Annotated in this window: 5 protein-coding genes and 2 pseudogenes; 6 read left to right on the plus strand and 1 reads right to left on the minus strand. The window is 61.3% G+C overall.

The window, feature by feature from the left end:
• Nucleotides 1–294 precede the first annotated feature (294 nt).
• From ABQZ09_RS13555 to ABQZ09_RS13565, 3 genes are all read left to right on the plus strand, one after another.
• Nucleotides 295–1995, plus strand: coding sequence for a ShlB/FhaC/HecB family hemolysin secretion/activation protein (locus ABQZ09_RS13555; RefSeq protein ID WP_349777117.1), 1701 nt, complete (start codon nt 295–297; stop codon nt 1993–1995).
• A gap of 70 nt (nt 1996–2065) precedes the next feature.
• On the plus strand, nt 2066–17455 hold the full coding sequence (locus tag ABQZ09_RS13560; RefSeq protein WP_349777123.1) for a two-partner secretion domain-containing protein: 15390 nt from the start codon (nt 2066–2068) through the stop codon (nt 17453–17455).
• A gap of 11 nt (nt 17456–17466) precedes the next feature.
• On the plus strand, nt 17467–17967 hold the full coding sequence (locus ABQZ09_RS13565; protein WP_184557364.1) for a hypothetical protein: 501 nt from the start codon (nt 17467–17469) through the stop codon (nt 17965–17967).
• 348 nt (nt 17968–18315) lie between these two features.
• Here ABQZ09_RS13565 and ABQZ09_RS13570 read toward each other — a convergent pair whose 3' ends face one another.
• Nucleotides 18316–18666 carry a SymE family type I addiction module toxin gene (locus ABQZ09_RS13570; RefSeq protein WP_349777118.1) on the minus strand — a complete coding sequence of 117 codons (351 nt, stop codon included), beginning with the start codon at nt 18664–18666 and terminating at the stop codon, nt 18316–18318.
• 270 nt (nt 18667–18936) lie between these two features.
• Between ABQZ09_RS13570 and ABQZ09_RS13575 the strand changes: the two are divergent.
• From ABQZ09_RS13575 to ABQZ09_RS13585, 3 genes and pseudogenes are all read left to right on the plus strand, one after another.
• Nucleotides 18937–23766 (plus strand): annotated as a pseudogene (locus ABQZ09_RS13575) (hemagglutinin repeat-containing protein); the annotation flags it as partial.
• A gap of 34 nt (nt 23767–23800) precedes the next feature.
• On the plus strand, nt 23801–24037 hold the full coding sequence (locus ABQZ09_RS13580) for a hypothetical protein (protein WP_184387172.1): 237 nt from the start codon (nt 23801–23803) through the stop codon (nt 24035–24037).
• Between the two features lie 229 nt (nt 24038–24266).
• Nucleotides 24267–25484, plus strand: a pseudogene (locus ABQZ09_RS13585) (hemagglutinin repeat-containing protein); the annotation flags it as partial.
• Nucleotides 25485–25561 lie beyond the last annotated feature (77 nt).

Genomic DNA, 25561 nt, shown 5'->3' on the forward strand with positions numbered 1-25561 from the left:
TTTATAACGGCGCGTTGACGGAAGTTAACCTCAAGAAAGTGTTTCGTTGACGCGCCGGCCTACCTGCGTTGCGCCATTGAACCGCACTTTTTAAGTGACTTGCATCACATAACGAGACTTGTCGGGATTTCCTTACAGGGTGGCCCCTACACGGCGCGTTGACCTGTTCTTAACACTGCATCACAGTTGCGCCGCACTCACTGGTCCGACGGGTCGTGCCGCCGTTTTGGCGGCCAGGACGGTGGTGCGAGCAACGGCGTGTCGAGGCGTGGCCGTTGCACAGGGGCATTACAGATGTGGACGCGATCGGCGGCGTTGGCGCTGGCGGCTTGCCTATGGGCGATCGCCGGCCAGGCGACTGCACAGCAATCGGCACCGACCAGCCTGGACCGGCAGGAGCAGCTGCGCCAGGCCGAAGAGATCCAGCGTCGGCAGGAGCAGGAGCGCCAGGCGCCCTTCGCCGGGCCGCGCGACGACGCCGAGCCTGTCGATGCGCGCAGCACGCTGCTGCCGGCGGAAGAACTGTGCTTTTCGATCAACCGCGTGCGTTTGTCGGGTGCGGGCGATGACGCTGCGCGCTTCGCGTGGCTGTGGAAATCGCTGCGCCGTTATGAGGGACGTTGCATCGGCCGCGCCGGGGTCGACATCATTCGCCGCCGCGCACTGGACCAACTGGTCGCGCGCGGCCTTGTCACCACCCGTATCGGCATCCCCGAGCAGGACCTGTCGCGCGGCGAATTGCGCCTGGAGCTGATGCCCGGGCGTTTGCGTGCGGTACGCGTCGTCTCCGACACCAGTGACGCGCACTGGAAAACGGCCTTGCCGTTGCGCAGCGGTGACCTGCTGGACCTGCGCGCGATCGAACAGGCGGTAGAACAGTTCAAGCGCCTGCCATCACAGGACGCCAAGATCGACATCGCCCCGGGCGACGCACCGGGCGAATCGGATCTGGTGATCACCTTGCAACATGGGCGACGCTGGCGCGGTGTGGTCAACGCCGAGGATTCGGGCGTGGACGCCACCGGGCGCGTGCAGGGCGGGCTGGATGTGTCGCTGGACAATCCGCTGGGTCTCAACGACCTGCTGAGCATCGGCTACAGCCACGATCTGGCCACCCGCGACGAAGAGCGCGGCACGCGTGGCAACAGCCTGAGCTACAGCCTGCCGTGGGGATGGTGGACGCTGGCGTTGTCGGCATCGTCCTATCGCTATCACCAGCGCGTCGATGGCTTCTTGCAGACCTTCCAGTCCAGCGGCGAATCGAGTAACGCGCAACTGGATATCCAGCGCGTGCTGCACCGCGATGGCACCAGCAAGACCTCGGTCGGGGTCACCATCGGCCGCCGGCGCGCGCGCAGCTATCTGGATGGCGTGGAAATCGGCATCCAGCGGCGCGATACCAGCAGCGCGGAGTTCTATGTCACGCATCGGCGCTACCTGGGCGCGATGCAGCTGGACGTCCGCCTCGCGCATCGGCGCGGCACGCCGTGGTTCAACAGCCAGTGGACCGGGTACGACCCGCAGATCGGCTTCCCCACGTTTCGTTATGGCGTCACCACGCTGGATGTCAGCACCGCATTCCCGTTCAAGCTGGGCCCGGTGCCGATGGCATGGGAAAGCAGCCTGCGCGCGCAGACCGCCGGCGAACTGTTGCTTGGCTCCGAGTTCGTCACCATCGGTGGCCGTTACAGCGTGCGCGGATTCGATGGTGAAGCGACGCTGGGCGCCGAAAAAGGCGCGTACTGGCGCAATACCCTGAGTTTTCCGGTGCAACGGATCGGCCTCACACCTTACCTGGGGCTGGATGCGGGCCGCATTGATGGCACCAGTGCCAGCGGGCTGCGCGGTCGCAGTCTGGTGGGCGGGGCATTGGGTCTGCGTGGCGGCTGGTTCGGCGCCAGTATCGATGCATTTGCCGGCTGGGCGATCCATCGCCCCGACGGCTTTGGAAGCGCGCAGCCGGCCTACGGCGCGCGGGTGATCTACCAGTTCTGACATGGATCGTGCTGCCAGCCGGCAGTGCGCGAGTTGATTGATGCCGTCGACAGGCGGCGAGAGAGAAATGATGGACAGCGAAGCGATGAGCGTGCGTGGTTACATGGCCGAATACAGCAAGCGCGCTCTGGCGCTGATGCTGTGCGTCACCGTGACCTGGACATCGTTTCCGGCGTGGGCGCAGGTCGCACCCACTCCCAATCCCGGCGGGCAGACGCCTGGCCAGCAGGTGGCAGCCAACGGCGTGCCGGTGGTGGACATCGTCGCACCCAATGCGCGCGGCATTTCGCACAATCGCTACAGCAATTTCAATGTCGGCCCGAACGGGCTGATCCTCAACAACAGCGCGCAGATCTCAAAGACCGAGCTGGGCGGTTACGTTGCCGGCAACAACAATCTGCAGCGTAGCGGTGCTGCTTCGCTGATCCTCAACGAGGTCACATCGGCGAGCAGCCGGCTGCAGGGGTACACCGAAATCGCCGGCGCCAAGGCGCAGTTGGTGATCGCCAACCCTAACGGCATTTCCTGCGATGGCTGCGGGTTCCTCAATACCTCGCGCGTCACGCTCACCACCGGTAAGCCGAACCTTGGAAGCGATGGCGGCTTGAATGGTTTCACCATCACCGGTGGCGCGCTCAGCATCGGTAGCAACGGCCTGGACGCATTCAATGTGGATCGTCTGGATCTGCTCTCGCGGCAACTCGGTGTCGACGGCTCGATCTGGACCAAGGAACTGGTGGGCAGCGCAGGTGCCGGGCGTATCAATGTCGACGGCATGCTGCTGGATGTGTTGCCTGGCACCGATGGCGCAGCACCGTCGATCGGCATCGACGTGGCGCAGCTGGGCGGCATGTATGCCGACCGCATCCGCCTGATCGCCACCGACGCTGGCGTTGGCGTGGTCAGTCGCGGCACCCTGGCAGCACAGAGCGGCGATCTACAGATCGATAGTGCCGGCCAGGTGAGCCTGAGCGGCACCAGCGTGGCGCGCGATGGCGTGAACGTGCGTGCGTCCGGCGATCTGGATCAACGCGGTGTGCTCGGCTCACAGCAGGGCGATGTGACCCTGCGGGCTGGGCGCATGAATCTTGCGGGAGACCTGGTGGCCGCTGGCGCACTGGATGCGCAGGCCAGCGGTGCCCTGAATCATGTTGGCCGTAGCAGCGCAGGAGCAATCCGTCTGTTCGGTTCTGAACTGGCCGCCGCTGGCAGCCTGCATGCCACCGGCACGCTGGAGCTGGGCGCCGACGGCGTGTTGCGCAGCGCCGGCGTGGCTTACGGCGGCGCGGGCGTCACCGCACGTGCCAACCGGATCGGACTGTCGGGCATCCTGCAGAGTGGTGGCGCGATTGCGTTGAATGCCGGCGCGGTCGATGCACTCGGTACGCTGGATGCGGCAACCGCATTGCGCGTTGTCGGCAGCGACGCCGTGCGCCTGGGCGGGCTGGCACAAGCCGGGCAGGGCGCGGACGTGCAGGCCGGTGGTCGCCTGGAGGTGCAGGGGCAGTTGATCGCTGTGGAGACGGTTGCACTGAACGCTGGCGTGATCGACATCGTGCAACGTGGCGCGGTCTCTGCGGGCGGCGACCTGGATCTGCGGGCCGGCGCGTTGAATACCAACGGTAGCGGCCATGCAGGACGCGATCTGCGTCTTCAGGCCAGCACGGTGACCGCGGCCGGCAGTCTGTCCGCCGCGCGCGATGTGCAGGCGACCGTGACAGGCAGCCTGCTCAACAGCGGCACGCTGGTCGCGGGCAATGCGCTGACCGTGGATGCGGCGCAGCTGGAGAGCCGCGGGGACCTGGGCAGCCAACGCGGTGATGCCACGTTACGCAGCCGCGGCGCCATGCGGCTGGCCGGCAATACCGTGGCAGCAGGGGCATTGGTAGTGGACGCCGGTGCCGATGCGCAGGTGTCAGGGACCCTCAATGCCGCAAGCGTAAGCCTGCGCAGCGGCGGCGATGTCAGTGTGTCCGGCACCCTGCAGGCCACGCGTGGCGCGCTGAGCGTGACCTCCGGCGGGGGGCTGGCCAGCGATGCCATCATGCAGTCGACGGGCGCCTTGGATCTCGCGGCAGGCGGCGCACTGCGCCAGCGCGGCCAATTGCGCAGTGCCGGCGCGCTGCAGATGCGTGGCGCGGCGATCGATCACGACGGAGTGATCGACGCGGGCAGCGATCTGCGCATTGCAAGCAACGGCGACCTGTCGCTGGGTGGCACCGTACAGAGCGTAGGTAACGCAGCGCTGCGGGCCGGCGCTTCGCTGGACAACCGTGCCAACGTGGTCGCCACTGGCGGACTGCAGGTAGACGCGGGCGTCTTGCGCAATGCCCAGGGTGCGGTGTTCTCGTCCGACGCCGATATGCGTGTTGCCACCGCCGGCGCGTTGGACAACGCGGGCAGCCTGTACGCGGGCAACGCCCTGCAGATCACTGCCGACACAGTGACCCAGAGCGGCCGTCTCGGTGCCGGCAATACGCTCTCGGCGTCGGTTGCCGGGGCGCTCGTCAACACCGGGAATGTCGTGGCCGCCAACGCCTTGCAGATCGATGCGGGCAGCCTGCGCAGCACTGGGCAGCTTGGCAGCCAGGCGGCCCAGGTGCGTCTGGCGAGCCAAGGTGACATGGCCTTGCAAGGGGTGACGGCTGCGGGAACCACGTTGCAGGCCACTGCTGGTGGAGACCTGCAGCAGGCCGGATCGACGACGGCACAGGCGGTCGTCCTGACGGCCGGGCGTGACCTCAGCGCCACCGGCTCGCTGCAATCGGCGTCCACGCTGGACGTGCAGGCCCAGGGTGCATTGGCGTTTGCCGGACAAGGCCGTGCAGGGAGCGACGCGTCCTTGCGCGCCGGTACCTTGAGCACGAGCCAGGACGCAGTGCTGCAGGGCGGTGGTGCCATCACGGTACAAGCGGCGGCAATCGACAGCCGCGGCACGCTGGACGCCGGCGGCGATCTGCAGATGCGTAGCGATGGCGATCTGCAGTTGGCCGGCGTGGTGCAGGGCGGCCGCGATGTCGGCCTGGCCGCTGGCGCTACGGTCAGCAATGCCGCACGCATCGTTGCCGGTCGCAACCTGGCGCTGCAGGCGCAGCGCCTGGACAACCTGTCCGCTGGCGTGCTGGCGGGCGAGGGCGATGTAGCCGTGACCACAGCTGGCCAGCTCAGCATCGCCGGGCGCATACAGGCGGGTGGCGATGTGCAGCTCACTGCTGCGGCGCTGGACCAGGGCGGCAGCGTGTCTGCCGGCAAGCGCATGCATGTCGGCGTCGCTGGCACGCTGGACAATCGCGGGACGTTGATCGCCAAGGACGCGATGCAGGTCGACGCAGCCATCTTGCGCAGCAGCGGTCAGCTGGGCAGCGAGCGTGCCGGTGTTGCGTTGACCAGCCAGGGCCTCATGCAGCTCGATGGCGTCGTTTCGGCAGCAACGGCATTGCGTGCTGCTGCCGGTAGCGATTTCCAGCAGGCCGGCTCGCTCAATGGGCAGTCCGTGTCGGTGCAGGCTGGTCGCGATCTCACTGTCGATGGCACCTTGACGTCGGCCTCCGTGCTGGATCTTCAGGCACAGCGTGCACTCGCATTGCATGGGCAGGCCTCGGCTGCGGGACCTGCCGCGCTGGCCGGTACTGCCGTGACGACTGGAAACGCCTCCATCCTCAAGAGCGGGGCCGGCATCACCCTGGATGGCGGTGCGATCGACAGCCGTGGCGCGCTAGATGCCGCCACCGATCTGAGCGTGCGCAGTGCGGGCGATCTGACCCTGGCCGGCGTTGCCCAGGCCGGGCGCGATATAAAGCTGACCGCCAACGGCGCGTTGCGCAATGGCGCGCAAGTGGTGGCAGCCCGCGACCTCAGCGTGCAGGCCGCCAGCGCTGAAAACATGGCCGATGCCACGCTTGGCGCGCTGCGCGATTTGCGCGTTGATGTCGCCGGCGTGCTGGACAACGCCGGCAGCCTACATGGGGAACGCGGGCTTGCGCTGTCGGCAGGCTCGCTCTTGCAGCGCGGTCGCCTGTACAGCGGTGACGCAGTGTCCATTGCATCGACCGGCGCCTTCGACAATCGCGGCCAGCTGGTTTCGGGCCAGGATCTGACCATCGCCGCTGGCAGCATCACCAGTACTGGCCAGCTAGGATCGGTGAATGGCGCACTGACGCTCACCAGCCAGAACGGCATCGATCTGCAAGGCGTGGTGTCGGCAGCGACCGCGCTGCAGGCCACGGCGGGCGGTGACCTGGTGCAATCCGGTTCGCTTAGCGCGCAAACCATCGGCCTGCAGGCTGGTCGCGACCTTACCGCTGGCGGCACCCTGCAGGCGACATCCACGCTGGATCTGCAAGCGCAGCGTGCCCTGGTGTTGAACGGCCAGGCGCAGGCGGGCAGCGATGCCGCGTTGCGCGGCGCCAGCATCGCCACCGGCAACGCCGCCATCGTGAAAAGCGCTGGGCTAATCACCCTGGACGGTGCTGCCATCGATAGCCGCGGCACGCTCGATGCGGGCAGTGACCTGCGCATGCGCAGCACCGGCGGGCTTGCCCTGGCGGGTGTGGCGCAAGCCAATCGCGATGTTGTGTTCAGCGCCGATGGCGTGTTGAGTAACGCCAGCCAGGTCGTTGCAGGCCGCGATCTTTCGGTACAGACTGGCGCGATTACCAACGCGGCGACGGGTGCGCTGGCTGGCACGGGCAGCGTCACACTGGTCACTGGCGCACTGCAGAATGCGGGGAGCGTGCAGAGCGGTGACGACCTTCGCCTCACTGCCGCCAGCATCGATCAGAGCGGTTCTGCAGTGGCGGGCAAGGCGTTGAACGCAACCGTCAACGGGCTTGTCGACAACCGCGGCAGCCTGGTCGCCAAGAACGCCTTGCTGATCGACTCGGGTGGTCTGCGAAGCAGTGGCCAGCTTGGCAGCGAAACTTCCACCGTCACCCTGACCAGCCGCGGCGACATCGGCTTGCAAGGTGTGGTGGCCGCGGCAACCACGCTGCAGGCAACCGCAGCAGGCGATCTGCAGCAGGGCGGTTCGCTCAAGGCGCAATCGGTCACGTTGCACGCCGGCCGCGACCTCGTCGCAGCGGGAACGCTGCAGTCGGCCGCGCAGCTCGATCTGCAGGCGCAGCGCACGCTGGCATTCAACGCACAGGCCACCACCGGCGGCGACGCAACGCTGCGCGGCGCCACCGTCACTACCGGACAGGGCGCCGTGCTGCAGAGCGGTGGCGCGATCAGCCTGGACGGCGCGGCGATCGACAGCCGCGGCGCACTGGATGCGGCCACCAATATCGCTCTGCGCAGTACCGGCAACCTGGCAGTTGCCGGAGTGGCCCAGGCCGATCGTGCGGTGCTGCTGAGCGCGGCAGGCGCACTGACCAATGCAGCACAGGTGGTCGCCGGCCAAAGCCTGAGCGTCACCGCTGCCAGTGCAAGCAATACAGCTACCGGCGTGTTGCTCGCGCAAGGCGATACCACGCTGACCATTGCAGGGTTGCTCGACAATGCCGGCGCACTACGTGCAGGCAATCAACTGACGCTCGGCGTCGGCGCGCTGCGCCAGACCGGCCAGGCCTACGGCCTGCAGCGTCTGGGGTTGACTGCATCGGGTGCGGTGGACAACCGCGGCGATCTGATCGGCGGCAACGGCCTGCGGGTGGAAGCCGGCCAGCTGAGCAGTAGCGGCCAGCTGGGGAGCGAGCGTGGCGATGTTGCCTTGATCAGCCGCGGTAACCTGCAGCTCGACGGCAGTCTTGCCGCCGCTGGCGCATTCTCCGCACAGACCGATGGGACGTTGGCGCAAAGCGGCACACTCAGTGCGGGCAGCGTCCTGGATCTGCGCGCGAAGAACGACCTCACCGTTGCAGGCCAGCTATCGGGTCAACAGATCACGCTGGCAAGCGAGACGGTGCTGCGTCAGCAAGGCGTCGTCACCGGCGCCACAGTGGGCCTGCAGGGTGCACGTATCGAAAACGCGGGCCAGACCACGGCAGCAGGCAACTTGAGCCTGCGCGCAGGCGAGATCAGCATCGCCGGCACCGTGGGTGCGGGCATCGCCAGCGATGGCAATCTGGGTGCCGGGAGCACCTTGAGCCTGATCGCCGATCGCCAGCTGAGCGCCTCCGGCCGGCTGCTGGCAGGTGGCAATCTGGTTGCGCAGGGCGCTGGGGTGCAGTTGGCAGGTGCGAGCACGCGCGCAACCGGCAACGTGGCCCTCACCACTGCCGGAAGCCTTGATCATCGCGGCGGCGATCTGCTTGCAGGCGGTACCTTGACCGTGCAGGCCGGGGGGACCATCGATAACGGCCGCCTCAATGGTGTCGGCGGCCAATTGCAGGCCACGCAACTCGGTGTCGATGGCGGCAGCTTGAACAATGCGGGCGGCCGCATGGTGCAGAGCGGCAGCGGTGCGACCCGCGTCAGCATCGGCGGCGCGTTCGACAACACTGGCGGAACCCTGGCCAGCAACGGTCAGGATCTCACGGTCACGGCCGCCAGCCTGGAGAATGCGCAGGGGCGGATCGAGCACGCCGGCACCGGCACCGCGGCGGTGACCAGCCGCGGCGCGTTGGGAAATGTCGGCGGGCGCATCGTCACCCAGGGCGTGCTCAACATCGGCGCCAGCGGTGGCTTGAACAATCAGAACGGCACGGTTGCCGCTGCTGGCGATGCGACGCTGACCGCAGCCAGCCTCAATAACATCGGTGGCTCGGTCGCCGCACGCGGATTGAGCGTGCAGAGCGGGGGGACTGTCGACAACCGTAGCGGCCTGCTACAGGCCAGCGGCGGCGCGTTGACAGTGCGTGCCGACAGCCTCAGCAACAGCGGTGGCACGGCGCAGGCAGTGACCAGCGGCGGCACGGGCGGCAGCGTGCGCGTCGAGCTCAATCGTGGCCTGGACAACGGCAGCGGCATCATCGGTGCCAGCACCGACGCGGTGATCACTGCAGAAAACATCAGCAGTACCGGTAGCCTGCAGGCAGGGCGCGATCTCGGCATTACCGCGCGCGGCCAACTGGACAATCATCAAGGCGGCAAGCTCAGTGCGGGCCGCGACCTCAACGTGGCCGTCACCGGCGCGCTGCTCAACAGCGGCGGCCAGCTCGATGCCGGCAACACGCTGACCGCCTCCGGCGGGCTGATCGACAACACCCAAGGCAGTATCGTCAGCAATGGCGGTGGCCTGACCCGTATCACTACTGGTGGTGCGTTGACCAATACCGGCGGCAATCTGGGCGGCCGTGGCAGCGTGGTGATCGATGCGGCCAGCATCGCCAACAACGGCGGCCAACTGGTTGCCGGCGGCGACCTGATTGCTGGCACCAATGCACTGAACAATCAGGGCGGCAGGGTCTATGCCGGTGCCAACTTCCTGCTGCAGCGTGCGGGTGCCTCGCTGGATAACCGCAACGGCATTATCAAGGCCGAACAGGCGGTCCGCCTGAATCTGCAAAGCCTCAGCAATGCCGGCGGCCAGATCGGCGCCGGCAGCACGACGGGCGGTGCTGGCGATGTGGTGATCGATACCGTGGGCTTCGATGGCGGCAGCATCCTGGCGCAGAACCTGCTCGACCTGACCCTGCGCAGCGACTACACGCATCGCGCTGGCGCGGACCTGGTCAGCAACGGAAACTTCAACCTGCGCGTGGGCGGCAATCTGGTCAATGAGTCCACGCTCAAGGCCGCACGCACGCTGGATATCACCGCCGGCAGCATCACCAATCGCGCCGGTGCCAACATCCTGTCCAGCGACACCCGTCTCAACGGCGGCAACGTCATCGACAACGCCGGCAGCATTTCCGGCAACAGCGCGTTGTCGCTCGTCGCCAACAGCGTTTACAACACCGGCAGCATCGTCGGCGGCAATGTCTCGGTAAATACCGGCACGCTGGTCAACGGCGCCGATTTCGGCGGCGCGACCGACAACGCCGCCTATGGTTCGGCCTTGCTCGGTTCCACCGGCAACATGAGCCTGATCGTGCGCGATCAGCTGCTCAACCGCGATGCGCGCATTTTCAGTCTGGGCAATATCGCCATTGGTGGCGCGCAGGATGGTGGTGGCACGCTGGTGGCGCGGACTGGGGTGGTGAATAACCTGTCGGGCAGTATTGAAGCTGATGGGAGTATTTTGATTGCGGCGAGTCAGCTGAATAACAGGCGCCGAGTACTGACTGCAGCCCTTGGTGCATTGAGCGATCAAGAAAAGGCTGCCGCTAATGCATCAATGCCTGAGGAACTGATTGAGTCCCGTGGGATCGTCTACCCAAGGCAATCTTATTTTATTCGATCTCCCTACACCGGGAAAAATCCAGGGGTCTATCGTTCCTATTCGGTCGAGCAGCAAGAGCGCCTGATAGCGGCGAGCTCCGAGGGGCGAATTGCCGCTGGCGGGAATATTGGAATTTCGGGCAGCGTGACCAATAACGCCTCAACGATTGCGGCAGCAGGTGCGCTGCAGGTGAATCAGCGCGGTGTCAGTGGTTTGAGTGACGGACTCTTGGTCGTTGGAGATTCAATTCTGAATGAGGCGCTTGCTCTGAATCGGCAGGTTCTTCAGAGGGATTACGAGTACACGGTAACCGCGGTCATCGATGATTGCGCCCTAAATCAAGGGAATCGCCGCCCTATTTGCACGTACGATACCGAATCAAAAACGCTTTCTTCTTCTACTAGTAATACAAGCTACGTTGCACTGGGCGCCAGCATGACTGGCGGCCAAGGCGTCAGCATCAATGGCGCCACTATCAGCAACGGCGCTGTCGGCATAGATGGGCGGGCGGTCAGCGCTGCATCCCTCGCTGCAGTTGGTAGCCAGAGCGGCCTAAGCGGTCGTGGCATGCAGACCGTTCAAAACATCGGCGGACAGACGGTCGCCGGTCGGGCAAATAGCGGCGCGAGCAGCATCCGTGTCGCGACCAGCACTAGCGGCAGCACAGGCACACAAGTCGGCGCCAGCACGCAGGACGCCACGCTGGCCACATCGAGCGGCATCGTCAAGATGTCGGTCGCACCGGTCATGTCCAACGACAGCGGCCTGGTGCGTAGCACCGTCGATCAGACGAATGTGCAGACCACCGCCGCCGGTACCGGTGTCGCAGTGGGTGGAAACGAAACCCGCACGAGCATCGATCCCGCCACCATTCCCGTGACCAACATCGTTGGTGGCGGGCAGACCTCGTTGACGCAGATCGATCTGCCCATCGGTGGGCTGTATCGCCTGTCCAACGGCACCGCAACCGATCGCACGGCGATGGGCCGCGCAGCCACCGGCTTGGGCGGCATCAACGCCTGGCGCAGCAATGGCCCGGGCCGTCGTTACCTGATCGAGACCGATCCGCGCTTCGTCAACTACGACAACTTCATCAGCAGCGACTTTCTGCTCGACAAATTAGGCGTAGATCCGGAGTGGACCCAGACCCGCCTGGGCGATGGCTTCTATGAGCAGCGCCTGGTGCTGGACCAGATCACCCAGCTCACTGGTCGTCGTTACCTGGGCAACTACGCCGACGGCGTGGCGCAGTACCGCGCCTTGCTCGAGTCTGGCGTGGCTGCTGCAGGCCAGCTGCAGCTGAGCATGGGCGTGGGCCTCACCGCCGCGCAGGCGGCTGCGCTCACGCAAGACATCGTGTGGATGGTGGAGCAGGACTATCAGGGGCAGAAGGTGCTGGTGCCGGTGGTCTACCTGGCCTCCAACTCGCTGCAGTTGCGTGGCAATGGCGCCTTGATTGTCGGCGGCAACGTCGAGCTCAACGCCACCAACGCCATGAGCAACCAGGGCGTTATCGCTGGTGCCGATGTCAGCGTCACCGCCGGCAACCTGCTCAACCAGGGCGGCATCAGCGGCACCGGTAGCGTGGCGCTGGAAGCACGTAACGACCTGCTCAATCAGGGCCAGATCCAGGGCCGAGATGTCGCATTGGTCGCAGGCAACAATCTGGTCAGCGAAGCGGCCAAGGCCATCAATGGCGTCGGCATCCTGTCGGGTATAACCGCCAGCAACACTCTGCAACTGATGGCCGGCAACGACATGACGTTGACCGGCACCCGCGTGCAGGCGGGCGGCAGTGCGGCGCTGATTGCAGGCAATAACCTGAGCCTCACACCTAGTGCCTTGCGCGACGACAATGGCCTGCTGCGTGGTGGCGATGCTGTCTCGATCACCACCGGCAAGGATCTGATCGTCTCCGCGGGCAATGACCTGCAACTGCATGGCGTGACCATTGCAGCAGGTGGCAGCGCTGCACTGCAGGCAGGTAACAACCTCTCGCTGACTCCCACCACCGGTCTGGACGGCAAGGTCGCCACGCGCACCAACATCAGCACCGGCGACAGCCTGCAACTCACCGCAGGCAACGACCTGACCATCCGCCAGGCCGAGGTGAAGGCAGGCGGCGATCTGATTGCCGCAGCCGGCAACAACCTCAATGTCGAGTCCGTGCTCAACGACAGCGAGACAAACAGCTACAACTCGCGCAACGGCAAGACCCGCGTCACCACCACCACGACCACCCAGAGCATCGACCAACAGGCGCTCACTGCCGGCGGCAACCTGATCCTCAGCGCCGGCAACGACGTCAACTTGGTCGCCGCAAAACTCGATGCAGGCAAGGGCCTAGGCATCAGCGCCGGCAACGACATCAACGCCAGCACGCTGACCACGGTGGACACCAGTGATGTCCTGGAGACGCGCAAGCGCTTCAAGCAAACCACCAGCACCAGCGACGAAACCGTCCACGGCACCGAGTTCACCGCCGGCGGCAACCTCGCCATGCAGGCGGGCAACGACATCACTCTGACCGCCGCATCGGCCGCCACCAAGGACGGAGGCATCACCCTGGCCGCCGGCAACGACGTCAACCTGCTCGCCGCCAGCGAGCAGCACGATGCCGTGCAGGACATGACCAAGAAGAAGAAGGGCACGTTCAGCAGCAAGACCACGACGACGCATGACAAGTGGCAAGACAACGTGGCGGTCACCACCACGCTCAGTGGCGATACGGTGCAGATCGCAGCGGGTAACGACTTGCTGTCGCAAGGTGCGCAGATTGCTGGCACTGGCGATGTGACCCTTGCTGCTGGTAACAATATTGCCATCGATGTTGCGGAGAACAGCTACGCCGAGTCTCATGAATCCAAGACCAAGAAGTCCGGTCTCTTTGGCGGAGGTGGTGCGAGCGGCTTGGGGGGCATTGCCTTCACAGCCGGTAGCCAGAAAGCGTCGAATGCAAGTCAGTCCAGCAAAACCGCCACGACAGGAAGTTTGATTGGTAGCGTCGAAGGGAATGTGAGTGTAGTGGCAGGAGGCGATGTTGCGATCCGTGGTAGCGATCTGTTTGCCGGTCGCTCCACCGATGACGTCGAAGGAATCGGCGGCAATATTGCGATCCAGGGCCGTAGCGTGGAAATCACGCCGGTCGAGCAGACTGAGCGCATTCAGTCGCAAGCTAAGGCTAGCAGTAGCGGCCTATCGATGGCGTTGGTTGGCACTCCGATCGACACTGTTCGCAATATGCAGCAGATTGACGATAGCGATGCTAATGGAAGAGAAAAAACCAAGAGTTATCTCAATGAAGTGGCTGCTTCCGCAGGAAGCATGCCGCAGATCGCGATGGGCTTTGGTAGCAAAAGCGCATCCGCAAATGTAGACATTGAACGTACCACCCAGCGCGGAGCTTCGGTCACGGCAGCAGGTGGCATCAGCGTGCGCTCGACAGAAGGCGACATCGTCCTGGCGGGTAGCAAACTTCTGGCTGGCGGCGAAGTGATGCTTGATGCGCAGCGGGATCTAATGCTGCTGACAAGCGCGGACACACAAACGCAAACGAGTGAAAGCAGGACCAAGAGCAGTAGCACAGTTTTCGCCATTCAGGACATCGGTGCGGCGAGCCGTCAAGTCAACGGTGGTCCAAACAGTGGCGGCATCACCACCATGCCCTACAGCGAGGGGCGTGGAACCAATGATGCAGATAGGCAAGTTGTTGGCCAGACTGGTAGCAGCATCAGTGGTCAACAAATCACGCTAATCAGCAGGGAAGGTGATATTGCGCTACAGGGTGCAAATGTTGCCGCAGAAGCTGCAGTCAATTTGATCGCCCAGAAAGGCGGGATAGAGCTGCTGCCAGGCATGGCGACTCAAAGCTGGCAAGAGACCCAGCGACAGATGCAGTTCAGGGACCTGGGTGGCGATGGTTACTCCGGCACCGTTGGTATCCGCAAAGAGCTCCACGTTGTTGATGGAAGTAGCACCGATCAGAACAGTCTGCGCACTCAATTGAGCAGCCTAAAGGGAGATGTGAATGTTCTTGCCAAGCAAGATCTAGTGGCCAAGGGCGCCGACATTTTCGCCGGCAACGATGTGACGCTTTCCGGTCGAAATGTCCTTCTGGATGCTGCAACGAATACCGCAAAACAGGTTGAATCACATCGTGTGACCCAGTACGGTGTAACCGCTGCACTATCGGGATATGCCGTCGAAGCTGCGCGTGCGGCGGAGGCTGCAGGCAAGGCGCAGGATGAAGGCGATGAGCGGATGGCGGCGCTGTACGCGGCGCAGGCGGGCTATGCTGCAAACGATGCTGTACAGAGCGGCGCCGCAGCAAAGGTGACCGTCAGCGTTGGCGGAGGCGTTCAGAAGAGCGAGTCCAGCTACCTCGATACTAAGGCGCAGGGCAGTACGGTCAATGCTGGCCGTAATGTCACGATACTTGCGAACGGTGACGGTACGAAAGACGCCGACGGCTACGCTGCCAACGGCGATATCACTTCGAAGGGTACCCAAATCAGAGCGGGAAATGCGGTGGCGCTAGACGCTGTCCGTGATATCAATCTCCTTTCGGCTATTAGTGGCAGCGACCAATCCAGCAAGTACGACGCTCACAATGCCAGTATCGGGGTCGGCTTTGGTCTAGGTGGGTCGCAGAATGGATTCACCATTGAACTCGCGGCCTCGCGTGCACTTGGCGAGAGTCAGGGGCTTTCGGCAACCAATCAATTGACAGAGGTTCAAGCAGGCAACGTACTGCTGATCAATAGTGGGCGCGACGCGACATTAAAAGGCGCTCAGGCTATCGGTAACGCCGTGGTTGCAGATGTTGGCCGCAACCTCACGCTCACCAGTACACAAGATCAGCAAACTTATGATCAGAATGACCGTAGCGGCGGCTTAAACCTTAGCCTTTGTATCCCCCCAATTTGCTATGGATCAAGCTATGGCAGCGCCAGCGTCGGTCAGACCAAGATCGATAGCAATTACAACGCAGTCAATGGTCAAACCGGTCTTGCTGCCGGCAACGGCGGCTACTCCATCAATGTGGGTAACCACACGCAACTTGATGGTGCTGTTCTTGCAAGTACGGCAATCCCTGAAAAGAATCTGCTCTCGACAGAGAGTCTTGGTGTTACGGAGCTAAAAAATCGAGCGGGCTACAGTGCCAATACTTTTAACTATTCAGCGAGCGCAGGTGGCTCGATAGGCGATCAAAGCGGGGGGCAGCCAGGTAGTACTGGAGCAAGTGAGACCACGTGGGGAGGGGGCACCGGACGTCCTGGTTTAGGCATTCCGCAATCTGAGTCAACCAGTAGCACAACGCGCAGCGATATTGCTGCGGGCTCTGTCATCGTGCGCAATGGTGATGCCTCTGCGTTAGCTGGCTTGGATCGCACCGCAACAAGTATCCAACTGGAAGGGCTTAAAAACAGGTTCGACGTTGAGGAAGTACAGAAGGACTTGATCGCGGGCCAAATCGCAAGCGAAGTAGGTTTTCGTACCGCTGGATCGATTGCCGACGCGATTGCCAACGCGAAGGGAAAGGAGTGGCAGGAAGCAGAAGACGCGCTAGCGCAAGCAGAAAAGAGTGGTGACCAGGCGGCAATCAGTGAGGCAACTCAGCGGGCCGATGCTGCCAGAAGCAGTCTTGGCCAATGGCTAGATGGCGGTGCGGCAAAGGTAACGCTGCATACCTTGGTGGGCGCGCTGTCTGCTGCGCTGGGTAATGGTGACGTTCTTGGAGGCGCCTTGGGCGCGGGTGCTGCTGAGGCGGCACGGCCAGCCACTGCGGGCCTGGGACCTGGTGCGCAGCAATTCATTAGTGCCGTTGTAGGAGCCATTAGTGGCGGTGGAAGTGGCGCGGCTACGGCGCTGGCAGGCGAGCAGTTCAATCGCCAATTGCATCCTGTCGAATTGTCTTTCGTTCGCAGCAAGTCTGATGAGTACACCAGCATATGTGGCTGTAGTAAGCAGGAGGCAGAGCGTCTGCTGATGCGTGGTGCGCTGTACGCAAACGATCAGGATTGGCAGAGTCTGCTGACGCTTTACACACCCGAGCAGGTGCAAAGCTACAAGGTTGCACAAAGCTGGCTGTTGACAGAAGCAAATGCTAATGGCGCCCACCTAACGTACGTGGACGAGCGTGGCGTCACCATGAATGCATTCAAGAGCACCACCGAGGATTTCAAGAATCAAGAGCTGTATGCAGTTCAAGCGTTCGCCGACAGCACCGGCAGGAATCTGTACTTCAATGCCGCTAATGTCCGCCTCGTAGAAGACGCAAGCTTCAGTGAGTTGATGCGGGCTTACACGCAAAACCCAACTGAAGAAGCCAGGCAGGCTTTGCTAGGGTTCAAGGACGGAGCCGGCGGCTTGGTCGACCTAGTGAACCCCAAGACATGGTTATCCATGCAAATGCTGCAGTGGTCGATGCTTCATGATCCAGATGGGACCAGCAAGAAGATCGCCAATGGACTCGCGGGCGAAGGCGGAAAGCTGATTGCCAATGTCTTGGTCGACTATACGCAGAAAGATCTGCAGGCATTTCGAGACGCAAAGGCATACGCGACTGGAGCGCTTGCATTTGAAGCATTGGCTGAGATTGCGACGGCAGGAGCTATCAGTGCAGTCACTGCTGCAAAGATGACGACTCGTGCAGGAAAGGTCGCCGCTGAGATTGCGTCAACGGTTGAGGATGTTGCGAAAGATGTTGATACCGCAAGTGAAATTGCACGAATTGCAGACAATGCTGATCTAGGGGGTGGGCTTGATATAATTGAATCTCCTGGCTTGATAAATAACAATAAGATTGAAGAGATTAACGATGCAATTGACGTTGAGCTTCTTTCGGGTGCAAACTTGAAACATCTGAATGGATCAATTGGTGAATTGCGCGGCTATCAGTCTGCGGTGGATGAACTTGGGCATGTTGGGATACAGGCCCCTGGCAAAGTAACTGCTCCAGGGCCAGATTATATAACTTTCGACAGATCAACTGGATCGGTAGTTGTCTGGGATGCTAAATATCGTTCGCCTGGGGGACGTTACCCGAAATCCATGGAGTTGTCGCAGATCCAGTCATGGATGCCTGAAGTCCGTGCTGCTGTGGAAAAACTTCCGGAAGGGCCGACAAAGGATTTGGCGCTTGATGCGATCAATGAGGGGAGGGTGGATGGTAGAATATTTAAGTGGCCTCGATAGGAATATATATTATGCTTGATTGCCGCCAGCTTGTTTCTGCTAAGAAGTGGTCGCCACTTTCGGATTTTGTAAAGTATAATGCTAAGTGTAGAATTGGGAGTGTGTTGTATAAGGCAAGTGATTTCGTTTATTTTTTTGTATCGAAGCGCGCCGGAGTTGATCTGGGTATTACTAGCTCTGGAGATCTCGTGGCTTCGGTCGGGATTTGTGGGGGGGAAGGCGCTGCTCGTAGGGCTTTTAATCGGCAGGTCGAATTGGATGATGGGACTTTTCTTAATGTAGGGGAGCTTGGCATAGGGCTTGGCGAGGGCTCTACTTATGCGGATATTATAAATTTCGCTCAAGAAAATGGATGCAAAGTGGTGCAGGAGACCGCTGCATATCGAATTGCAACCGATGGTGCTTTCATTCATAAAATGATTGAGACAGAGAATTGGATATTTTACTTCAGGTCGATGGAATGCTGTGATGATGAGTTGCCTTATGCTTTTCTCGGTAAAATGTCGGATTGATTGAAGGCCATTGTTAATGGGGAGTGATTTTTAGTTTGTACAGCAGCGTCTATCGGTCTTGGTGGGTGTTTTGGGCGATTCCAATCCAGGGCAAAGCTGGTTGTGATGTGATTATTTAAATCCATAATACTGGTCGACTACTATTTAAATAATAATTCGGAATGGCTGGGCCCATGAAAATAGCGGCAAAGTAACGTTTTCTGCTTTTGTCGCTATTCAATTATTTTTGCGCGCAGTGCTGGCTTTTTCCTTAATCTGTTGACCAAGGCTTGATCGATTGGTCCAATTAAATCGCGACGTGGTGCTTGTCGAGCCTTCGAATCAAGTTGACAGAGAAAAACTGCTAAGTCAGTCGAGATCAACTACACTCACGACCAGTTCGCCATTGCGCATTCGCACATTCAGCTTGCTCCCGATGGCAAACCCCAGTTCTTCCAGCCAGCGACCGCGTAGGCGTAGGGTGAGGACGCGTCGATCGCTGGCGGGATAGTAGCCATAACCAACGGTCAATTGCTGGGGCGGGCGCGGGCGACGCTCTGCGCGCTGTTGTTTGACAAGGTCTGCGGCATTAGCGGCTTCAATCTGTTCGGGCGAGAGCATCGGGATAAGCGGTGAATCTTTGATGCGCCAGACCGCGTCGCGGGGTGGTTGACGCTTTACGCGTTTGCGCGTGGTGGTGCGAGATGGCGGTTGACGCATGGCAAAGCCCTCCGTTGCGAACAGGCGCCGTCGCCAATCAGCGACGGGATGTCGGGAGGTTAGAAACCGCTCATAGCCGGCGGGCGTATTTCCCCGAAGGGTGTTGTATTAGCCGCCCTCCCGACGCAGGCATCGCATCGGTTGCACCTGCTAAGTGCAGGCACAAAAAACCCACCGGTTTGACGGAGGTGGGTACCGCTATGAGAGGAGTTTCTACGCTCCTTGGAGCAAGAGATTGCTACCGCGCAGGAGCCATGTCAATGGCTTCGTAACGTCGAGCTCAACGCCAGCAATTCCATGAGCAACCAAGGCGTCATTGCCGGCGCCGACGTCAGCATCACCGCCGGCAACCTGCTCAACCAGGGCCGCATCAGCGGCACCGGTAGCGTGGCGCTGGAAGCACGTAACGACCTGCTCAACCAAGGGCAGATCCAGGGCCGCGACGTGGCACTGCTGGCAGGCAACAACTTGGTCAGCGAAGCGGCCAAGGCCATCAATGGCGTCGGCATCCTGTCGGGTATAACCGCCAGCAACACTCTGCAACTGATGGCCGGCAACGACATGACGTTGACCGGCACCCGCGTGCAGGCCGGCGGAAGTGCGGCGTTGATTGCAGGCAACAACCTCAGCCTCACACCCAGCGCCTTGCGCAACGAGTACGGCCTGCTGCGTGGCGGCGATGCTGTCTCGCTCGTCACGGGTAAAGACCTGATCGTGTCCGCAGGCAACGACCTGCAACTGCATGGCGTCAGCATCAACGCGGGCGGCAGCGCCGCCTTGCAGGCAGGCAACAATCTCTCGCTGACTCCGACCACCGGCCTGGACGGCAAGGTCGCCACCCGCACCAACATCAGCGCCGGCGACAGCCTGCAGCTCACTGCAGGCAACGACCTGACCATTCGCCAGGCCGAAGTGAAGGCAGGCGGCGATCTGATCGCTGCAGCCGGCAACAACCTCAATGTCGAGTCAGTGCTCAACGACAGCGAGACCAACAGTTACAACTCGCGCAACGGCAAGACGCGCGTCACTACCACGACCACTACGCAAACCATCGACCAACAGGCGCTCACTGCCGGCGGCAACCTGATCCTCAGCGCCGGCAACGACGTCAACCTGGTCGCGGCCAAGCTCAATGCAGGCAAGGGCTTAGGGATCAGCGCCGGCAACGACATCAACGCCAGCACGCTGACCTCGGTGGACACCAGTGATGTCCTGGAAACGCGCAAGCGCTTCAAGCAAACCACCAGCACCCGCGACGAAACCGTCCACGGCACCGAGTTCACCGCCGGCGGCAACCTCGCCATGCAGGCCGGCAACGACATCAGCCTGACCGCCGCATCGGCCGCCACCAAGGACGGCGGCATCACCCTGGCCGCCGGCAACGACGTCAGCCTGCTCGCCGCCAGCGAGCAGCACGATGCCGTGCAGGACATGACCAAGAAGAAGAAGGGCACGTTCTCGAGCAAGACCACCACCACGCATGATGAGTGGCACGACACGCTTGCTATCGGGACGTCACTGAGTGGCGATTCGGTACAGATTGTTGCAGGTAACGACCTGCTGTCGAAGGGCACCCAAATCGTCGGCACCGGCGACGTCACGCTTGCAGCAGGCAATAACCTGACCTTGGAAACTGCTCAGAACACGCATAGCGAAGAGCATGAAAAAGTCACCACCAAGTCTGGTCTGTTTGGAAGTGGCGGTATCGGGGTGACGCTTGGCAAGCAAAAGGTCACCACTGGCGCCGACATCGACCAGATCACGCATACCGGAACGACGGTTGGCAGTCTGGAGGGCGACGTCACCATGGTGGTCGGCAACAAGTTGGCGATCACCGGCAGCGATGTCATGGCGCTGCGGGGCGACCTGACCGCGACCGGCAAGGACATCGCGATCACCGAGGTCTACAACGACAGTGATGCGGAACAGCGCAGCAAGTTCAGCCAAGGCGGTTTGTCGCTGACCTTGAGCTCGGCTGCGATCAGCCTGGCGCAGGCGGCGAACGACAGCTACAAGGCCAGCAAGGAGGTCAAAGGCGACAGTCGCATGGAAGCACTTGCGCTCGGATCGGCGGCCTACAGTGCACATGGCGCGGGACAAGCGCTGGGCCAAGCCGGCAGCGCGTTAAGTAGCGGCAGCGCTGCCGGCGCAGCCCAGGGCGCCAATCTAAGCATTGCCATCAGTATTGGTGGCAGCAAGAGCGAGAGCAAGAGCACGCAGACGGCCAGTCTCGCGCAAGGCTCCAAGCTACAGGCCGGTGGCGACGTCAACCTGATTGCCACCGGCGGTGGCGACCAGAGCAATTTGTTGATTCGCGGGAGTGACATCAAGGCGGGCAATGATCTGCTGCTGGCGGCCGACCACGACGTACTCATCGAAGCAGCCAAGAGCACCGCCGAGCAAAAAAGTACCAGCAAGAGCAGCAGCGCTTCGCTGGGTGTCGGTATCACTTACGGTCCGGATGGTGCCGCATTTGGCGTGATGATCAGCGCAGCTGGATCGCGCGGCAAAGCTAACGGCGAGGATGTGACCTACAGCAATAGTCATCTGGCTGCAGGCAACACGGCCACGGTCATCAGTGGCAACGACACCACCCTGAAGGGGGCTCAGCTGTCGGCGGACAAGGTGATCGCCGATGTTGGTGGCAATCTGAGCATCGAGAGCCTGCAGGACACCAGCACGTACGACAGCAAGGACAAGAGTGTCGCTGCGAGTGTGACCTTCGGCGTAGGTTTTAGTGCCAGCGGAAGTTATAGCAGCAACAAAGTCAGTGGCGACTTCGCCAGCGTGACCGAACAGAGTGGCATCCAGGCCGGCGATGGTGGTTTCAATATGCGTGTGGGCGGCAATACCGACCTGAAAGGAGCGGTGATTGCTAGTACGCAAACCGCCGTGGACGCAGGCGTGAATCGCCTCCAGACCGGCACGCTCACGTATAGCGATATCGAAAATACCAGCAGCTACGATGCCAAGGGATTCAGCCTCTCGGGCGGCTACAGCAAGGGCACAGGCGACAATAAAAAACAGGGGGGAACCGATCAAGTCCAGCCGACAGTCAACAACGGCGAAAACTGGTCGTGGCAGAACTTCCAGACTGGAAGCACCGGTACAGCGGCTGGCATTGGAAGCAAGAGTGGCGATGCGACATCGACCACCACCAGCGGGATCAGTGGTGGCAGCGTGGTCATCACCGATGAGGCTGGGCAACTCGCTAAGACCGGCAAGACCGCTGCTGATGCTTTGGCTGGTCTGAAACGCGATGTGATCAGTGGCGACGATGCGGGTAGCTTGACTAAACAATGGGATGGACAGGCGTTGCGTGATCAGGTTGCCGCGCAAGCGCAGATCACCGCGACGGCAGGGCAGCAAGCGACCAAGTTTGTCGGCGATTACGCACAAGGAAAAGTTGATAAAGCAGCCGAGCTCTATGCCGAAGCCGAGGCAACTGGTGATGACAGCAAGCGGATCGAAGCTGATCAGTTGATGAAGGATTGGGGCAATGGCGGCACGTTGCGTGTGCTGTCACATGCGGTTGTAGGTGGTCTGACAGGTGGCACGGACGGAGCGCTAGGCGCAGCCGCAGGCACGGTGGCGGCACCGTACCTGGCAGAAGCGTTGGAGAAAGCCGGAATCAATAAAGCGGTGGCTGCCACGTTGACAGGGTTGTCAGCGAGCGCGCTAGGCGCTGCGGCCGGTGGTGCTGCAGGCGGTGCCGCAGCCTTGAATGAGGTGTCGAACAATTATCTCGGCCACCAAGAGCGGATAGAATATGCCACGGCCCTGATCGCTTGTTCCAAGTCTGGCACCCAGTGTGAGCGCGCCGAGCAACTGAAGGCGCTGTCGGAAGAACGCAATCTGGCGCTGCGCGGTGCGTGTAGCGATCCAGCCAGCGGCGGATGCGCGGAGCAAAAACAGCTGGCCGCTGCAGCCATGCAAGATCAGCTCGATCACGCTGGGGAATATACCGCTTGGCTTGCGGGGCACGTCCCCGAATTGGCTGGCCTGTTCAATTCCGACAAGGATGGAACGCTGACCAAGGATTTCGTCACCCATGTGACGACTGCAGATCTTGGCCACAAGCTTGCGTGTGCGATGGCAGGTGATTGCAGCAACCAAGCGCTGGCTTCGGCAGCATGGAACGGTAGCATCCCGCTATCAGTTGCAACCGCTGATTCTGCGCTGCGCGCGGCGCTGGGCATGGGAGCAGGTACGGTCGGTGCTACCGGCCGGGTCTGGGAAATGGTTGCCGGTGTGGCAGAGCTGGCCAACGGTATGAGTCCTGCAGGCCAGGTCGGACAAACGATTGATCAACTAGCCTACCTGTGGGGGAATGGTTACGCAGCTACTGCCGAGAAGAACTTCAACGACGCAAAGGGCGCGTTAAATGCAATAAAAACCGGTATCAGCGGCTATGCAGAGGACCTTGCATTTGCTGCCTACACGAACACGCACGGCTCTTGGGATATCTATGACATAGCCAAGGCGGGTGCAATTGGTGGCAAGGTCAGCGTTGACGTATTCTCACTCGTTGCTCCAGAACTCTATGTGGGGAAGGCAGGTGCCAGTGCAAAGGCAGCCTCAGGCGTGAGCGACGCGTTTAAGGCTGATGATGTGATTGATTATATAAATTCACTTCGGCCCCAAAATAATTCGTCAGCTGGAGCGCGTGGGGCTGTAACCAACCCGACAGCCGCACAGGCAGCGACTGCTGAGAAATTGAGAGTGGACCCTAGGTGGGTTAAACCTGACGGCAGTCCGGACTGGCCTACAAAAGAGAATAATGGTTTCGCTGATGGTTTTGACGCAGTGCCAAAAGTTATTGAACTTGGGCCGGGGGAAACTTTTGATAGGTTTGGGGGGCGATTTGACGAGTATGGAAATTTTACCGATCGTGGAAACTTTGTTGCGCCGCCGGATGTGCCGTTTGATCAGCGTGCATTGCCAAGCTCAAGCATGGAGTCGCCGCGAAAGAAGTATGTGGTTTTAAAGCCTATTCCTGAAGTAGAATCGGGTAACGCATCTCCGTGGTTCGGGAAGCCTGGTGGAGGCGTCCAGCACAAGTTGCCCATGAGTATCGATGAATTGAAGTCAAATGGATTTATTAGGGAAATTGAATAAATTAATGGTGATTTAAGTGAAAATTGATGAAATAGCCCATTTTTTCTTCAGGTATGCTGAGGCGCAGGGGAGGCCTTACAAGTTTCTTCCTTTAGGGACTGATGTTGAGGAATTTGGCGCCCCATACATAGAGATTAATGAATCTGGAGTTTTAGCCATTGTTGCAAAGGATCGTGGTAATGAATGTCTAAGAAAGGAGACAAATTCTCCTGAAGTCCTGGCGAAATGGATTTATGAGATTTATAACAAATAATTTTTAAAGAACTGCTGGAGGGTAAATTAATTGGAATAAGAATTTTCTAAATCTTCCGCTGATAGTAGGCATCAGCTTAAAGGGTACAGGCCGCGCAGTAATCGGCCTGGGCGGCATCAACGCCTGGCGCAGCAACGGCCCAGGCCGTCGTTACCTGATCGAGACCGACCCGCGCTTCGTCAATTACGACAACTTCATCAGCAGCGATTTCTTGCTGGACAAGCTGGGTGTGGACCCGGAGTGGACCCAGACCCGCCTGGGCGATGGCTTCTATGAGCAGCGCCTGGTGCTGGACCAGATAACCCAGCTCACGGGTCGTCGTTATTTGGGCAACTACGCCGACGGCGTGGCGCAGTACCGCGCCTTGCTCGAGTCCGGTGTGGCTGCTGCAGGCCAGCTGCAGCTGAGCATGGGCGTGGGCCTCACCGCCGCCCAGGCCGCTGCACTCACGCAAGACATCGTGTGGATGGTGGAGCAGGACTACCAGGGCCAGAAGGCGCTGGTGCCGGTGGTCTACCTGGCCTCCAACTCGCTGCAGCTGCGTGGCAATGGTGCCTTGATTGCCGGCGGCAACGTCGAGCTCAACGCCAGCAATTCCATGAGCAACCAGGGCGTCATCGCCGGCGCCGACGTCAGCATCACCGCCGGCAATCTGCTCAACCAGGGCCGCATCAGCGGCACCGGTAGCGTGGCGCTGGAAGCACGTAACGACCTACTCAACCAAGGGCAGATCCAGGGCCGCGACGTGGCACTGCTGGCAGGCAACAACTTGGTCAGCGAAGCGGCCAAGGCCGTCAATGGCGTGGGCATCCTGTCCGGCATCACCGCCAGCAACACCGTGCAAATGATGGCCGGCAACGATATGACCCTGACTGGCACCCGCGTGCAGGCGGGCGGCAGTGCGGCGTTGATTGCAGGCAACAACCTCAGCCTCACACCCAGCGCCTTGCGCAACGACTACGGCCTGCTGCGTGGCGGCGATGCTGTCTCGCTCGTCACGGGTAAAGACCTGATCGTGTCCGCAGGCAACGACCTGCAACTGCATGGCGTCAGCATCAACGCGGGCGGCAGCGCCGCCTTGCAGGCAGGCAATAATCTCTCGCTGACCCCGACCACCGGTCTGGACGGCAAGGTCGCCACGCGTACCAACATCAGCACCGGCGACAGCCTGCAATTGACTGCCGGCAACGACCTGACCATTCGCCAGGCCGAAGTGAAGGCAGGCGGCAATCTGATCGCTGCAGCCGGCAACAACCTCAATGTCGAGTCCGTGCTCAACGACAGCGAGACCAAAAGCTACAAGACCCGCAACGGCAAGACGCGCGTCACCACCACCACGACCACGCAGACCATCGATCAGCAGGCGCTCACTGCCGGCGGCAACCTGATCCTCAGTGCCGGCAACGACGTCAACCTGATCGCGGCCAAGCTCGATGCAGGCATGGGCCGACGTCCCCCCGCCCTGAGTAGCGGCCAGGTTTAGAGTCCGGGGTTGATGATATCGATGTTGGCCAGCTGTTGGGC

This window comes from Xanthomonas sp. WHRI 6106 (assembly GCF_040202405.1).
GTDB lineage: Bacteria > Pseudomonadota > Gammaproteobacteria > Xanthomonadales > Xanthomonadaceae > Xanthomonas > Xanthomonas cannabis.